Annotated in this window: 6 protein-coding genes and 1 pseudogene; 4 read left to right on the forward strand and 3 right to left on the reverse strand. The window is 72.4% G+C overall.

Going from position 1 to position 16060, the window contains the following annotated elements:
* Nucleotides 1-2988, forward strand: a pseudogene (locus tag GGD88_RS02635) (hypothetical protein); the annotation flags it as partial.
* 290 nt (nucleotides 2989-3278) lie between these two features.
* Here GGD88_RS02635 and GGD88_RS19075 read toward each other — a convergent pair.
* The 3 genes from GGD88_RS19075 to GGD88_RS02650 form a co-directional block, all read right to left on the reverse strand.
* Complete coding sequence (locus GGD88_RS19075) at nucleotides 3279-10529, reverse strand: DUF4347 domain-containing protein (RefSeq protein ID WP_184431425.1); 7251 nt, start codon at nucleotides 10527-10529, stop codon at nucleotides 3279-3281.
* 16 nt (nucleotides 10530-10545) lie between these two features.
* Nucleotides 10546-11421: a sulfotransferase family protein gene (locus GGD88_RS02645; protein ID WP_184431427.1), complete on the reverse strand. Its 876-nt coding sequence runs from the start codon at nucleotides 11419-11421 to the stop codon at nucleotides 10546-10548.
* Nucleotides 11422-11938: 517 nt separating this feature from the next.
* A complete protein-coding gene (locus GGD88_RS02650; RefSeq protein ID WP_184431429.1) occupies nucleotides 11939-12550 on the reverse strand; it encodes a hypothetical protein in 612 nt (203 codons plus the stop codon).
* Between the two features lie 272 nt (nucleotides 12551-12822).
* Between GGD88_RS02650 and GGD88_RS02655 the strand changes: the two genes are divergently transcribed.
* The 3 genes from GGD88_RS02655 to GGD88_RS02665 are packed head-to-tail and all read left to right on the forward strand — an operon-like array spanning nucleotide 12823 to nucleotide 15931.
* Nucleotides 12823-13983: a Bug family tripartite tricarboxylate transporter substrate binding protein gene (locus tag GGD88_RS02655; RefSeq protein ID WP_184431430.1), complete on the forward strand. Its 1161-nt coding sequence runs from the start codon at nucleotides 12823-12825 to the stop codon at nucleotides 13981-13983.
* Nucleotides 13980-14429, forward strand: a complete 450-nt coding sequence (locus GGD88_RS02660) for a tripartite tricarboxylate transporter TctB family protein (RefSeq protein WP_184431432.1) — start codon at nucleotides 13980-13982, stop codon at nucleotides 14427-14429. Before GGD88_RS02655 ends, GGD88_RS02660 begins: the two co-directional genes overlap by 4 nt.
* Nucleotides 14420-15931 (forward strand): tripartite tricarboxylate transporter permease, encoded by a 1512-nt coding sequence (locus GGD88_RS02665; protein ID WP_184431434.1) that lies wholly within the window; start codon nucleotides 14420-14422, stop codon nucleotides 15929-15931. Before GGD88_RS02660 ends, GGD88_RS02665 begins: the two co-directional genes overlap by 10 nt.
* Nucleotides 15932-16060 lie beyond the last annotated feature (129 nt).

The following is a 16060-nucleotide window of genomic DNA, read 5'->3' on the forward strand; positions in this document are numbered from 1 at the left end:
GCCGCGCCGGTGTTCCACGACCTGGGCGGCGAGGGCGTCTCGGTCTCCTATACCCCGGGCGGTGATGCGGTGATCCTGGACGCCGACGTCACCGTCACCGACGCCGAGCTGGATGCCCTGGAAGGCGGTGCCGGCCGCTACGACGGCGCGCGTCTGAGCATCTTCCGCAGTGGCGAGTCCGTCGCGGGCGATGAGTTCTCTGTTCAGCTTCCGGACACTTACACGGTCGAGTACGGCAACTCTGACGCGTGGTGGATTCGCAAAGGCGGAGACGCCGTCGCAAATTACACCGTATCGGGGGGCTTGTTTTACCTCCTTTTCAATGCGGCCGCCACAACGGCGGAGGTCAACACGATCCTCCAAGCCATCGAGTATTCCAACAGCGGGGAGACGCCGCCCGACAGCGTTGACCTGACCTGGACCTTCAACGACGGCAGCGACGCGGACAACGCCACCACCACCGGCACCACCACGGTCACCATGCTCGACCCCACGCCGGCGATCACCCTGCCGGCCGTGGCGGCGGTGGACGAGGACCCCGCCGAGGCGGTCGCCCTCAAGGGCGCGGAGGGCGCGGTCATCACCATCGCCGACGGCGACGGCACCGACCAGCAGGTCAGCATTGAGACCGAGGACGGCGCGCTGGGGATCACCGGCGCGACCGGAAGTGATATCGACGGCAGCGACGGCACGCTGGCCTTCACCGGCACCCTGGATCAGGTCAACGCCGCCCTGGCCAGCCTGACCTTCGCGCCGGACGAGAACTTCAACGGCGACGCCGAGATCACGATCACGACCCAGGACGCGGACCACGAGCCGGTCAGCGACACCCTGACCGTGACCGTCGATCCCGTGAACGACGCCCCGGAGTTCGCCAACCTGGGCGGCGAGGGCGTGTCGGTCTCCTACACCCCGGGCGGGGACCCGGTGGTCCTGGACGACGATGTCACCGTCGCCGACGTCGAACTGGATGCCGGGGCCGACGGTGCCGGGAGCTACGACGGCGCCACCCTGACCATTACCCGCAAGGACGGCGCGAACGAGGACGATGAGTTCGCGGTTCAGATTCCGGACCCTTACGAGGTCAAATCCGGCGAATACCCTGACAGTGGGTTGGTTTCCAAAGGCGACTCTCTCATAGCATATCACGTCACATCGGGGGGCGTGTTTAGCCTCCATTTCTATCCGGCCGCCACAACGGCGGACGTGAATGCGATCCTCCAGGCCATCCAGTATTCCAACAGCGGGGAGACGCCGCCCGACAGCGTTGACCTGACCTGGACCTTCGACGACGACAGCGGCGCGGACAACGCCACCACCACCGGCACCACCACGGTGACCCTGGGCGCCGAGCCCGAACCGGATCCGGACCCCCAGCCCGATCCGGACCCGCAGCCCGATCCGGACCCCGAGCCCGAGCCCGAGCCCAAGCCGGACCCCGACCCCGAGCCGGACCCCGAGGACGAGCCGGACCCCGAGGACGAGCCCGAGTCCGAGGACGACGACCTGTTCACCGGCGACGACCGATCGACCGTCGACGAGGGGCTAAACAGCGGCCTGACCCCGACCGGCGACTTCGAGGAAAGCACCCTGGACGGCGCCCCGGTGACCCGGGGCAGCACCACCGACAGCCGCACCGGCGAGAGGGTGCAGGTCCTGCTGAGCGATCCGACCGGCGACGAGCGCCAGGACGAGGACCCGACCACCCCGGACGTGGACATCCCGGTCACCGATACGGTGGCGGTGCACAAGCCGGACGCGCTGGGCCTGCTGGCGACATCGCGCACCACCACGGACCGCGATGCGCTCGACCTGCTGGCCGGCGGCGGCGACGACGACGGCGAGACCGATCCCGAGCAGGCGGCCGGCCGTCAGGCGTTCGTGGATGACATCATGGCCCGCGCCGACACCGGCCCGGGCGGCGTCTCGGTGGTGCAGGTGCGGCCGATCTGGCCCAGCGACGGCGGCGACCCCGACGGTCCGTTGACCCTGACCCTGGACCTGAGCGGCGCCGGCGTGGACGACGAGGGCCGGCCGGTCGTGGTCGTCATCGACACCAGCAACCTGTGCGGCCCGGACGGCCAGCCGCTGGGCGACGTGGACATCGTCGTGAACGGCGCCGGTCCGGTCGTGGTGCGTGGCCCCGGCACCTTCACCGGCGGCGACGGTGATTCCGGCCCCGACATCGACATCATCCAGGGCGATGGCGCCTCACAGGTGCTGTTCTTCGGCCCCGGCGACGACATCATCCGCGCCGGCGGCGGCGACGATGAGGTCTCGTCCTCGGGCGGCGACGACCGCCTGTTCGGCGACGGCGGCGACGACACCCTGGACGGCGGCGACGGCAACGACATCCTGGTCGGCGGCGCCGGCAGCGACGTGCTCCACGGCGGCGCCGGCCTCGACGTCGCCCAGATCGCCGCCACCCCCGCCGGCCTGGCCCTGACCCGCGGACACGACGGCGGCGCCGTCCTGCGCCTGGGTGAGGACACGGACACCATCGGGGCCGATGTCGAGTTGATCGTCGCCGCCGGCGACGGCGCCATGACCCTCACGGCGCCCGGCGGGGCGACGCTGGTCGACGGCCTGGCCTTCGACGCCGCGTTCTACCTGGAGCACAACCCGGACGTGGCGGCGGTGGTGGCGGCCGGCGCCCTGCCCGACGCGGCGGCGCACTTCGTCCAGTGGGGCCTGGCGGAGGGCCGGGCGCCGCACCTGCTGTGGGACGAGGGGGCCTACCTGGACGCCTACACGGACGTCGCGGCGGCGGTCGCCACGGGTGCCCTCGCCTCCGGCCTGCAGCACTACGCGATGTTCGGCGCCGCCGAGGGCCGCGCCCCCAGCCCGTGGTTCGACGCCCGCGCCTACCTCGACGCCAACCCGGACGTCGCCGCCGCCGGCCTGGACGCGCTGGCCCACTTCGTCCTGTGGGGCGCCGCCGAGGGCCGCCTGGGCACGGTCGCCGACGACGGCCTGCTGATCGCCTAGCGCCGATCGCTCGAAATCGGAACCACCGGGGTGGGGCCGATTTCGAGCGTGACTCGGCCCGATCTTTTGGTTTCAGGGTGGATCGCACGGCATTGGACCCGCGCCCGGGCTCCAATGCCGCGCGTGACTCCGCCCTCATGCGGGCCGGCCTCATACGGGCCGTCCTGACGCTCGGCGATGGCCTGCGCCAGCGCCTCGAACCGGAACTGGCGCCCGTCCGGCGTCGGGCGCTCGGGGACGGGCGACCGGACAGCACGTGCCGCCGTGGCGTGTCCAGGGCCCCCAGCCTGTCAGGCCAGCAGGAGGGTGTCGTCGGCGACGGTGCCCAGGCGGCCCTCGGCGGCCCCCCAGAGGACGAAGTGGGTCAGCGCGTCGAGGCCGGTGGCGGCGACATCCGGATAGGCGTCGAGGTAGGCGCTGGCATCGAACCACGGGCCGGGGTCGCGGCGCTCGGCGGCGCCGAACAGGGCGTAGTGCTGGAGGCCGGAGGCGAACGTGCCGGCGGCCACCGCGGCGGCCACGTCGGGATAGGCGTCGCGGTAGGCGGCCTCGTCCCACAGGGCGTTGGGCGCGCGGCCCTCGGCCAGGCCCCAGGCGGCAAAGTGGTCGGCCGCGCTGGCCAGCGCGCCGGCCGCGACGGCGGCGGCCACGTCCGGATTGTGCTCCAGGTAGAACGCGGGATCGAAGGCGAGACCGGCGACCGGCACGGCCCCGCCCGGATTGCTCAGCGTCATGGCGCCGTCGCCGGCGGCCACCAGGATCTCCACGTCGGGCTCGATCGTGTCGACGTCCGTGCCGTGGCGCAGCAGCAGGCTGCCGTCGGCGGCACGGGTCAGGGCCAGCACGTCGGCCGTGGCGGCGATCTGGGCCACGTCGACGCCGGCGCCGCCGCCCAGGGTGTCGCTGCCGGAACCGCCGATCAGGATGTCGTCGCCCTCGCGCGAGCGCACGATGTCGTCACCGCCGCCGCCGTCCAGGGTGTCGTCGCCGACGCCCAGGTTGACGTCCTGGGCACCGTCGTCGCCGACGAAGAACGTGGTCCCGGCGCCGCCGGTCACCGTGACGTCGCCGATGACAATGGCGAGCCCGATGTTGTCCAGGGCCAGCGTCGCGCCGGGCGGCAGATCGCGGGCGTCGATGATGACCGCCGTGGTGGCGTCTCCGCCGTCGCCGCCGTCGATGGTGATCGGCTGGTCCGGGGTCCCGTCGCCCACGAAGGTGGGGGTGAGGGTCGAGACCCAGCGCGGCGAGCCGCCGCCCTCCTGGCCGGCGAAGAAGCTCTGCACGGCCTGGTCGAGGTCCTCCGAGGGCAGGTCGCCCAGCAGCACCCGCAGGCCGTTCTGCAACTCGATGACGCCGGCGGCGGCGTCCAGCCTGACCGACGGGCCGCTGGCGGTCAGCCCCACGCCCAGGGGCAGCGTGGCGCGCAGGCCCGGGTCGTCGTCCGCCCCGGCGACCACATGGTCGGAGAGGCCGTTGCCGAAGTCGTCCGGGTCCTCGCCCTCCTGGAAGCCGTCGAAGGGGTCGATGGTGATGGTCTCGACCACGGTGCCGTCGTCGCGGGTCTCGGTGGTGGTGGTGACCGTGGTGCCCTCGACGGTCTCGGTGGTGCCGTCGCCATCGCCGCCATTCCCGCCGTCGCTATCCCCGCCATCACCAGTCCCACCGTCGCCATCGCCGCCCTCGTCCCCGTCGCCCGGTCCGGCCGGCGGATCCGGCGGGTCGGCGGGCGGTGCCGGCGCGACGACGGTGACGGCGATCGTATCGGTATCGGTCTGGTCGCCGTCGGTGGTGGTCATGGTGATGGTCTGGGTCCCGGGGGCCCCGGGCGTTGCGGCATCGGTCGCGGCCGTGTAGGTGACGGTCGCCAGGGTGGCGTTGACGTCGGCCAGCGCGCCCGTGATGGTCAGCGTGGCGGAGCCGCCCCCGGCCACGGCCGCAGGTCCGGTGGCGCCGAAGACCCCGGCCCCTGCCGCCACGGACAGGGTGGTGGTCACCGTCGCGCTATCAGGGTCGGCCACCGCCAGGCCGCGCAGCGGCAGCCCGTTACCCGTGAGCGCGGTCCAGGTCGCCGGCGCGGTGTTCTCTGGCGGGTCGCCCCCGGCGACGGTGACACGGGCGGCCTCGGAGGGGGTGCCAGCGGCGCCGTCGGTCACGGTGACATCGAAGACGTGGTCGCCGCTCTGACCCGGGGCGTACAGCAGCGCGTTCAGGAGCATCCCGACGCGCGCCGGGGTGGCGTCGGCGCTGCTGAAGGTGATGACCAGGTCATCGGTGCCCTGGCCGGCTGTGGTCACGGTGCCGATGTCGGTGCCGCCCACGGCCACCGTCTCCCCGGCGCCCAGCATGCCGTCGCCGCCGGCGGTGGCCTGGCCGGCATCCAGGCTGAAGCCGCCGGTCAGCGTGGTCGAGACCCGGGTCACGGTCAGGGTGCCGCCGTCGAAGTCCGCCGAGTCCCCGTCGGTGACCGTGGCCGCGGTGCCGCGGTCGATGGCCACGGTGCCCCCGAGCCCGGCCTTGACGGTGTCACCGTCGAGGTCGAGCAGGGTCGGCCGGTCCTGCACCGTGACGGCGATGGTGTCGGTGTCGGTGTTGGTGCCGTCGCTGCTGAGCACCGTGACGGTCTGCGCGCCGGTGCTGTCGACCGCGGGGGTGTAGACCAGGGTGCCCAGGGTGGCGTTGACGTCGGCGAGGGTGCCGGCGATCTGGAGGCTCTCGGTGCCGTCGCCGGTGATGGTGGCCGCGCCGGTGGCGCTGAAGGTGCCGTCGCCGCCGGGCACCGAGACCGTGGTGGTCACCGTGGCGCTGTCGGCATCGGCGACCGAAATGCCGCCCAGCGCCAGGGCGGTGCCGTCGACGGCGGTCTGTGCACCGGGGACCGTGTTGACGGGCGGCGCCTCGACCGTGACCGTGAAGGCGGCCGGCGTCGAGGTTGCCGCGTTGGCGCCGGCGTCGGTGATGGTGGCCGCGAAGGGATGCGCGCCGGCCTGGCTGCCGGCGTACTCAAGGGCGCGCAGGAGCGTCTGCACCGCCGCCGGGGTGGCGTCCGTGCTGGTGAAGGTGATGACCAGATCGTTGGTGCCCTGGCCGTCGGTGGTGACGGTGCCGATGTTTGTGCCGCCCACGGCCACGGTCTCGCCGGCCGCGATGGTGCCGTCGCCGCCGGACGTCACGCCCGTGCCGAGACCGAAGTCGCCGGACAGCCCGCCGGTGCGAGTGACGGTCAGGGTGCCGCCGTCGAAATCGGCGGAATCGGCGTCGGTCACCGTGGCGTCGCCGCCGGCGTCGACCGCCACGGTGGCGCCGCTGGCCGCGGTCACGCTGTCGCCGTCCAGGTTGCCGATCACCGGCGGGTTGGGGGTGACGGTGAGGGTGAAGGCGCCGCCGTCGTCCTGGTCGCCGCCGGTCGCGGTGCCATCGGCGTCGTTCAGGGTCAGCGTGAACTGGCGCGCCCCCAGCCCGGACGGCGCGTCGTAGGTCAGGGCCTGGATCAGGGTCTCGATGCGGGCCGAGGTCGCATTGGCATTGAAGGCGATCTCAAGCGTGTTGCCGCCCTGGCCGTCGTTGGTAGCGTCGACGGTGCCGATCGAGACCCCGCCGACCGCCACGGTCTCGCCCGCCGCGATCGTGCCGTCGCCGCCGGCGGTCGTGGTGGTGCCGTCCAGGCCCCAGGACCCGTTGGTCGTGCCGCTGTCCTGCGCGAGGGTCAGGGACCCGCCGTCGTAGTCGGCGGAATCGGGGTTCGCGACCGTGGCGTCGTTCAGGTCGGTGACGTCCTGCGCTCCGGCCCCGGCCGTGACCTGCGACGCGCTGTCGCCGAAGACGTTGCCGACCACGGGCGGGTCGTTGACGGCCGTCAGGCCGACGGTGGAGGTCAGGGTCAGGGCGGCCGTGTCGGTACCGCCGCCGGTGTCCACCAGTTCGGTCAGGGTGACGACCCGGTTCGCCCCCGTGGTGGGGTCTTCGCTGGTGTTGCGATAGGCCAGCGCGTCCACCAGGGTTTGCACCTGGGCCGCGGTCAGGCTCGCCCCAGTGAAGGACACGGTGGCCGTCGATCCCGTCACCGAGACATCCAAGGTCAGGCCGTTGGTGGCCGTGGGGGTCACGGTGTTGCCGTCGGTCAGGGCCACGTCGGAGCCGTCAACGCGCAGGATTTCGCTGGCGCCGTCGCTGACGTTGGTCACGGTCAGGGTCAGGCTGCTGATCCGGTCCGCCGCTTCCACCGTCGAGGCCGTCACGCCGCTGAACAGGTCCGATCCGGGCGCCCCCGTGCCCTCGACGAAGGTCGGGTCCTGACCGGTCGCGGTCAGGGTGGGCGGATCGTTGACGCTGGTGATCGAGACCGTGGTGGATCCGGTGTCGGTGCCGGGGTTGTCGCCGCTGCCCTGGGCGTCGCCGCTGTTGCCGTCGCTGACGGTCCAGTCGAGTTGCACGCTGGCCGGCGGATCGTCGCTGGCGTTGGCGTATTGGATCGCCTGCAGCACCTCGTTCACGAGGGCCGTGGTCGGCGTCGTGCCGTTGTCGGCGAAGGTGAGTTGGAGCTGGCCGTTGCCGGTGTTCGCGATGGTGGCGATGACGTTACCGCCCGCACTCACCGTGCCGCCACCATCCGGGCCGCCGGCGACCGTGAGGTTGCCGCCCGAGGCGACCGACAGGCGGTCGTCGGCGTTGGCCCCGCCGGTGCGGGCGATGGTCAGGCCGGCGCCGCTATAGTCGCCGTTGCCGCCGTTGCGGGCGTCCAGTTCGACGTCCGCGACGGTGACGTTGGCGTCGAGCGTGACCGCGGCGCCGTCCTCGGCGTACGTCGGCGTCCCGTCCAGCCCGGCGAAGGCGGGCGGGTCGTTCTGGGCGGTGACATCGACGGTCATGGTCGATGCCGACGCGGCGAAGGCCGTCCCGTCGCCGACCGAGAAGGTGAACGTGGACAGCGCAGTCCCGGCCTGGTTCGTCGGCGGGGTGTACTGCAGGTTGCCGGCGGTGATGTCGGCGACGGCGACGGTGTCACCGTTGGCCAGGATCTCGCCGCCCTGGGCCATGTCGTCGTTGTTGGCATCCACGAACAGCGTGCCGGTGGCGGGGATCCCGTCGATGCGAACCGACTGTAGAGTGTCGCCGGTGTCGGCGTCGTTGAAGTTGAACTCGCCGGCGGCGAAGACGTGGTTCGTGTCCTCGTTGGTCGTCACCGTGTTGTCGGTGGCGGTGGGGGCGTCGTTCTGGGCGGTGACGTTGACGGTCATGGTCGACGCCGACGCGGCGAAGGCCGTCCCGTCGCCGACCGAGAAGGTGAACGTGGTCAGCGGGGTCCCGGCCTGGTCCGTCGGTGGGGTGTACTGCAGGTTGCCGGCGGTGATGTCGGCGACGGCAACGGTGTCACCGTTGGCCAGGATCTCGCCGCCCTGGGCCGTGTCGTCGTTGTTGGCATCCACGAACAGCGTGCCGGTGGCGGGGATACCGTCGATGCGCACCGACTGCAGGGTGTCGGCGCTGTCCACGTCATTGAAGTTGAACTCGCCGGCGGCGAAGACGTGGTTGGTGTCCTCGGCGGTCGTTACCGTGTTGTCGGTGGCGGTGGGGGCGTCGTTCTGGGCGGTGACGTTGACGGTCATGGTCGACGCCGACGCGGCGAAGGCCGTCCCGTCGCCGACCGAGAAGGTGAACGTGGTCAGCGGGGTCCCGGCCTGGTCCGTCGGTGGGGTGTACTGCAGGTTGCCGGCGGTGATGTCGGCGACGGCGACGGTGTCACCGTTGGCCAGGATCTCGCCGCCCTGGGCCGTGTCGTCGTTGTTGGCATCCACGAACAGCGTGCCGGTGGCGGGGATACTGTCGATGCGCACCGCCTGAAGGGTGTCGGCGCTGTCCACGTCATTGAAGTTGAACTCGCCGGCGGCGAAGACGTGGTTGGTGTCCTCGTTGGTCGTCACCGCGTTGTCGGTGGCGGTGGGGTCGTCGTTGAGCCCCGTCAGGGTGATCGTCGCGGTGTCACTGCCACTGTCGCCCGGGCCGTCGGTGGCCGTCGCGGTGAGGGTGCGCGTGCCGGCGGTCCCGGTGGGGTCCTCGGAGGTTGTGCGGTACTGGATCGACTGCGCCAGCTCCTGGACGATGGCGTTGGTCGCGCTGGCGTTGAACGTGATGGTGAGCAGGGCGCCCCCGGTGACCACGCCGTCGTTGGCGGTGCCGCTGGACTCGGTGACCGTGCCGACCGCGCCCGTGCCGGCCCGGCTCAGGGTGCCGCCGGCGATGGAGAAATTGCCGGACTGGTCGATGCTGATCTCGTCGCCGGCGTCCGCGTTGGCGGTGATCTGGAGCGTCAGTGCGCCACCATTCCAGTCCGCGTCGCCGTCCGTGTCATTGACCGTGGCGGCGGAGTCGACGTCGGCCGCCGCGTCGCCCTCGCTGGCCGCCATGTCCCCGATGCTGATCGTCGGCGGTGCGTTCCCGCCGGTGACGTTGTCGACCGTGAAGGAGTCGATGTTCATGTAGACGACGGCGTCCCGCGAGGATGTCGTGTCGGCCGTGAAGCTCACCGTGAAGCTGGTGATCTGCTGACCGGCAATGCCACCCAGGGTAACGTCGATGTCGTAGTTCCCGGCAGGATCGGTGACCGTACCGGTGAGGTTCGGGCCACCGCCCGCCGGAACGGCCGAGAGCCCCAGGCTCGACCAGTTGTGATCGGCGCCGCCCAGGAAATATTCGAACAGCGACAGGTCTGTCAGTTCGAAGGAGCTGACCGTCGTACCGTCGGCGGAGACGGTCAGCGTCGCCGACTTGCCCAGGGGATCCGTCAAAGGCGCGGTCGCATACACGCCGGTGTAGCCGCCATCGGTGTACTGTTTAATATTGGTCGCGCTACCTTCGTATGTCGCGGTAACGGTGAATCCGTCGCCGCTGGTCAGCGTCTGGGTTCCGAGCCCGGCGAAGTTCTCCGGCTGATAGGTCTGGGGCGCCAGCACGTGCGTGAAGTCGGCCAGTGCGGCGGCGCTGAAGGGTTCGTCATGCTCGACCGCGCCGTCGCCGGCGGCGATCTCCAGTGTCCAGTCGCCGCCACGGTCGGCGGCGCCCGTGAGGTCGTCGGAGGCCGCCACGTCGGCGCCGGTGGCGACGGCGAGGCGGTCGAGGAAGGCCGACCCCGCGGCGCCCGCGCCGACGCGGCAGCCGTACAGCAGCAGGTCGCCGTCGTCCGCCAGGCGCTCGGCCACCTGGCCCAGGGCGGAAGCGTGATCGTCCAGGCTGTCCGACGACAGCACCGCGTCTCCCAGATGGACCCGCCCGCTGTCCCCGTGCGACAGGATGTGCAGCGCGTCGATATCGTCGAAGCCGGACAGGGCCGCCGCCATCTCCGCCACGCCGTCGCCGCGGCCGGACAGCCGCACCACATGCAGGCCGGCGGCCTCGGCCGCGGCGGCCAGGGCCTCGTGTCCGGCCACCGCCGTGTCGACCACGGCGACCTGGCGGCCAGCCGTGGGCGCAGCGTCGGGGCCGTCGGGGACGCCGCCGCCGCTGCGCAGGAACAGGTCTGGGGTGTCGATCGTCTGATCGGTCATGGCGCGGTGTCCTGTGTCACACGGGCGTCACGCTGTCGGGATGCTCCGCGCGTGCGGTCGGAGGCTCGGTCGGGTGGGCGGTGATGACGTTGGCGCGGCTGGCGGTCAGGTCGCGCCAGAAGTCCATGCCCTGGAACTTGTTGAACAGATCGGGCGGCAGCACGGTGCGCCGCGGGACGTATTCCACCTTGGGCCGCACCCGGTGCAGACCGTCGATGCCCAGGGCGGCATCGAACGTCGGGGCGTCGAAGGCGACGTTGTTCACGTCATGGCCGTCGAACCAGGGTTCGCCGATGAACGCGTAGATCAGGCGCAGCACCTGCTCCGGCGCCCGGCACAGGAACTCGTACTCGACGATCAGCAGGGACTCGGCATCCTCGCCGTAGAACGCCTCCTTGAGCGCGGCCCAGGGGAAGCCGACCAGGCGGTCGGCGCGGGCCAGGGACTCCACGCGGCTGTAGACGGTGGCCGCGTCGCCGGGGCCGCTGAACAGGCGGGTCGGCTGGAACGGCTGCTTGCGGATCAGGCGCTCGATGGAATCCATGATCCAGGAGACGTCGCGCACGCAGGCGATCACCTTCGCGCCGGGGAACAGCGCCCGCAGCAGCGGCATGCGGGCGCACCACTGGCGGTTGGTGTCGAAGACAACGTCCGCCCGGGTCTCGGCGTAGTACGCGTCGAACAGGCCCCGCAGGATGCGCGGTTTCTGACTCTCCTCGACCAGCAGGCCGACCTCGCCGCCCGGCCCCATCAGGGTCAGGTTGGCGGAGACGAGCGCGCCCATGGGGCTGGTCATGGACGCGGTAAAGCGCGGGTTCTGCCGCAACAGGGCACTGAGAAGGGTGGAGCCCGAGCGGGGCAGACCGGAGATGAAATGCATGGCGCGCGGCATACAGACTCCAAGTCATGGCGACGCGGGCGCGTCCCCACCTCGCACGATCCGAATAGGCTGGCGTCAAGACCAACTTTAGTAGAAGTGTATATCAGGGCAGAAGGTGATTCCACCTAAACGGAGAAATAGTGCCCCTATCATTTCAAGGGTCGCATTGTTCTCGTAAAGTATATCTTAGAGCGAAGACATAATTTAAGGTTCCTATTCTAAACCTCTGGGTTGACTAGGCACCATCGCAAATGCGCTTCATGCGCGATTGCGCCGGGACGACCGACCGGGCGGTGGTGTGGCGCAGCAATCACAACCTGCGCCGCCCGCATGCCGGCCGGGCCCGGACCGGCCCGCCACAACGGGCCGCAAGGCCGTGCACAGGCCACCGCCGGGCCCGGCGTGGGGGGCGGCCGTGTCCGAGTCGGGGCGGTGGCCGCCGCCCTGGGTGCGGCCATCGGGCCGCGCCGGCGGGCGTCGCGGACAGGCGTGAGAGCCCACGCGATCGCCGGCCGTCAGTCCCCTACCGTCAGTCCCTGGCCAGCAGACCGAAGCGGGCCATGTCGCGGTGAACCCGCGCCGTGTTCCCGCTCCACACCGGCCCGGCCGCCGGGCGCACGGTGGCGGCGTGGGACACCACCGACAGCAGGTCGCGCGCCTCGGGCGCGCTGGCCGGCCAGCCCGGCAGGGTCGCGAGGTCGACCACCGCACCCGCCGCCAGGTCCCGCACCAGGGTCAGCGTCAGCGTCCGAATCGGGCGATCGAACACATCGAACAGCGCGAACACCAGCCGCACCGCCCGCACCGGCTGGACCGCGGTCAGGGTTCCCTCGGGGTGCAGCACGAAGCGGTCCCTGTCGGCGTCGTGCCGGGTGTCGATGCCGACCCTCTCCAGACGAACCGGCGCCTGCGCCTCGTTGACCACCAGGTAGGTGCGCCGCAGTGTCGAGCCTTCGTTAAGCGTCTCGGCGCCGCTCACCTCGGTCAGGATGTCGCCGTCGTCGACCGGGGTGAACACGATCTCGCCGGCCCGGGCGGGCGCGGCCCCCGGTCCCGGCAGCACGCCCAGCCCGGCCAGCCCGAGCAACCCGGCCAGCCCGGCGACAGCGGCCAGCGTCCCGCGCAGCGACCCCGTTGGCATGGTCCCGGCCTCCCCTGGTCGCGGATCCTCACGGCGCGTCGCGGCCCCATGATCGCGCCGGTATCAGACCCCGGTATCAGACCCCGGTATCAGACCATAGCACACGCCCGCCCTGGCGACGCCTGTCGGCGCACGGATCGCCGCATCGCGCCCCCGACCGCGCTCCAACGCGGCCCTGTCAGAAAGATTGACGGACGCCTGTCGCACAACTTACTCTGACGGCTCGCACAGCGTGCGCGGCGGCTTGGGCAGTCCGGTTTGGGGGAAGCGGCATGACGGCAGCAGCGGCAAGGACGGCCAGGACAGCAAGGCCGGCCGGAACGGCAAGGCCGGCCAGGACAGCAAGGCCGGCCAGGACAGCAAGGACGGCCAGGACAGCAAGGACGGCCAGGACAGCAAGGACGGCCAGGACAGCAAAGACGGCCAGGGGCGTCCGACGGCACCGCCTGATCGGGGGCGCGGTCCGGGCCGTCGTCGGACTGGCCCTGCTGCTGGCGGCGGGGCTGGCCGCGCCGGTCACGGGGCCGGCCCACGCCGGGGACGCCTGGCCGACCCGTCCGGTCACCCTGATCGTTCCGTCCGGCGCCGGCGGCGGCACCGACCAGACCGGGCGCCTGCTGGCGCATCGCCTGGAGGCCCGCTTCGGCCAGCCGTTCACGGTGATCAACCAGGGCCAGGGCGGCGGCGTGGTGGGCCTCGGCACCCTGAAGGACGCCGCGCCGGACGGCTACACCCTCGGCATCCTGTACAACTTCGCCCACTACGCCCCGATGGGGCAGGCCGATTTCCAGGTCGACGACTTCACCCCCATCGCCCAGTACAACGCCGATCCGGCCGCGATCCACGTCCGCGCCGACAGCCCGTGGCCCGACCTGACCACCGCCCTGGAGGCCCTCAAGGGCGCCCCGGACGGCTATACCATCGCCTGCGCCGGCGGCTGCGGCGGCTCCTGGCCGATGGCCATCGCCACCCTGCTGGAGGCCCGGGCCGTCGACCTCGCCCGCGTGCGCATGATCCCCAGCCAGGGCGCGGCGGCGTCGCTCCAGGATCTCGCGGCCGGCGGCGTCGACGTCGTGCCCTGCTCTCTGCCGGAGGCCGCCGCGCTGCGACAGGCCGGCGTGGTGCGCACCCTGGCCGTGTTCGGCCGTGAGCGGCTGGCGGCGTTTCCGGACGTGCCCACACTGGCCGAGCAACTCGGCGTGACGCTGGACCTGGGCGCATGGCGCGGCCTGGTAGGACCGGCCGGGCTGCCCGGGCCGGTGGCCGACCGCCTGGAGGCGGCGATGCGGGATATCGTGCACGATCCCGGCTTCCGCGCCGAGATGACGGCCCGGGGCTTCGGCCTGGCCTGGCGCGATGCCACCGCCTTCGCGCGCTTCATGCGCGCCCAGGAGACCCAGGTCCGCGCCGTGATCCCGAGACTGGGCCTGTGAGCCTGCCAAGCCTGGGGGCCTTGCTGGCCGGGCTGGGCCTGCTGCTGGTGGCGGCCGGCACACCCCCCTCGCCTCACCTGAGCCTCGGGCCGGGGCTGGCACCCGCCCTCGTCGGCGCCGGGTTCCTGGGAGTCGCGCCGGTGCTGGCGCGGGCGCGGGCGCGGGCGCCCCAGCCGACGCGCGCCCGGGCGACGCCGGGCCGGCGCACCGGTCTGGCCCTGACCGCAACGCTGCCGCTGCTGTTCGCCCTGCTGCTGCCGACCCTGGGGATGGCGCTGGCGCTGCCGCTGGTGCTGGTGCCGCTGCTGGCCTGGCAGACCCGCCGACCGCTGCGCGCGGTGGCGCTCGCCTTCGGCGTGACGGCCGGCCTCGTGGGCCTGATCCATGGCCTGTTGCGGGTACCGGTGCCGATGGGACCGCTGAGCGGCCTGACGGCATGGCTGTGATCGCGGCCGCCGCCGCCCTGCTGCTGACCCCCACCGTGCTGATCGTCATGGCGGGGGCGGCGTTGCTCGGGCTGCTGGTCGGCGCCCTGCCCGGCCTGACGGCCACCCTGGGGGTGGCCCTGCTGATCCCCTTCGCGGTGCTGCTCGATCCGGTGCCGGCGCTGGCCGGCGTGGTCACGCTGGCGGCGGTCGCGATCGCCGCCGGCGATCTGCCCGGCGCGCTGCTGCGCATTCCCGGCACGCCGGCCTCGGCCGCCTACGCCGACGCCGCACACCGCTTGGCCCAGCGCGGCAAGGCGGGGCTGGCGCTCACGACCGGTCTGGTGTGCGCGGCCCTGGGCGGCCTGTTCGGCGCCCTGGTGCTGCTGATGGCGGCGCCCGGGCTGGCCCGGCTGGCGCTGCACGTCAGCACCGTGGAGCGCTTCTGGCTGGCCGTGCTGGGCCTGAGCGCGGCCGTGGCGGTGGCCGGCCCCTCGCCGGCCCGCGGCGCGCTGGCGCTGCTGATCGGATTGACCCTGGCGCTGGTCGGACTCGACCCGGTCTCGGGTCAGCCGCGCCTGACCTTCGGCCTCACCGACCTGAGCGGCGGCGTCGGGCTGATCCCGGTGCTGATCGGGCTGTTCGCCGTCTCGCGGGTGTTGCGCCATGCCGCCGGGGTCGACGCCGACCCCGCGGCGCCGCCCCGCCCCGGGCCGCTGCTGCGGGACCTCGGACCGGCGCTGCGGCAGCGCGCCGGCCGCATCGCCATCGGCAGCGGCGTCGGCACCGTGGTGGGCGCGGTGCCGGGGGCCGGCGCCGACATCGCCGCCTACGTCGCCCAGGCCGTCACCCGACGGCGTCTCCCCAGGGGGGCCCCCGAGGCGACGCCGGACGCCGCCGATGCGGCCGACCTGGACGCCATCGCGCCCGCCGGTGCGGCCAACAACGCGGCCATCGGCGGTGCCCTGGTGCCGGCCACCGTGCTCGGCATCCCGGGCGACTCGCTGACGGCGGTGGTGATCGGGGTGTTGATGCTGAAGGGCCTGACCCCGGGACCCACGGTGTTCCTGACCCAGCCAACCACGATGACCGCCGTCCTGCTGGCCTTCCTGGTGGCCAACCTGCTGCTGGTGCCGGCCGGCCTGGTGGCAATCGCCCTGGCGCGGCCGCTGCTGCGGGTGCCGCGCGCCGTGCTGATGCCGGTGATCCTGGGCGTGTGTCTGGTCGGCACCTATGCGGCGGCCGGCACGGTCACGGCGCTGGTCGTCATGATGCTGGCCGGCGGGCTCGGCCTGGCGATGGAGGCCCACCGCATCCCCCTGGCGCCGGCGGTGCTGGGTCTGGTCCTGGGACCGATGGTCGAGGAGATGGCGTTGACCTCGCTGATGAAGAGCGGCGGCGATCCCCTGGTGCTGCTGTCGCGGCCGCCGGCCATCGCGCTGGCCGTGCTCTGCGCGCTGGTGTGGCTGGCCCCGGTGGCGGTGCGCCGGATGAGCCCGCAGCGGGCGCGCACCCAGCCGTGAGACGGGCCGCGGGTCGCCCGTTGCGCACCCGACATTTGAGGCCGGCCGCCGAAGGTCGTATGAGGGACCGGTACGAACGCCCCGCCTCCCTTCACAGGACCGGTCATCGCGGTCGGGACCGGGACCGCG

The organism is Roseospira goensis (assembly GCF_014197795.1).
Lineage (GTDB): Bacteria > Pseudomonadota > Alphaproteobacteria > Rhodospirillales > Rhodospirillaceae > Rhodospira > Rhodospira goensis.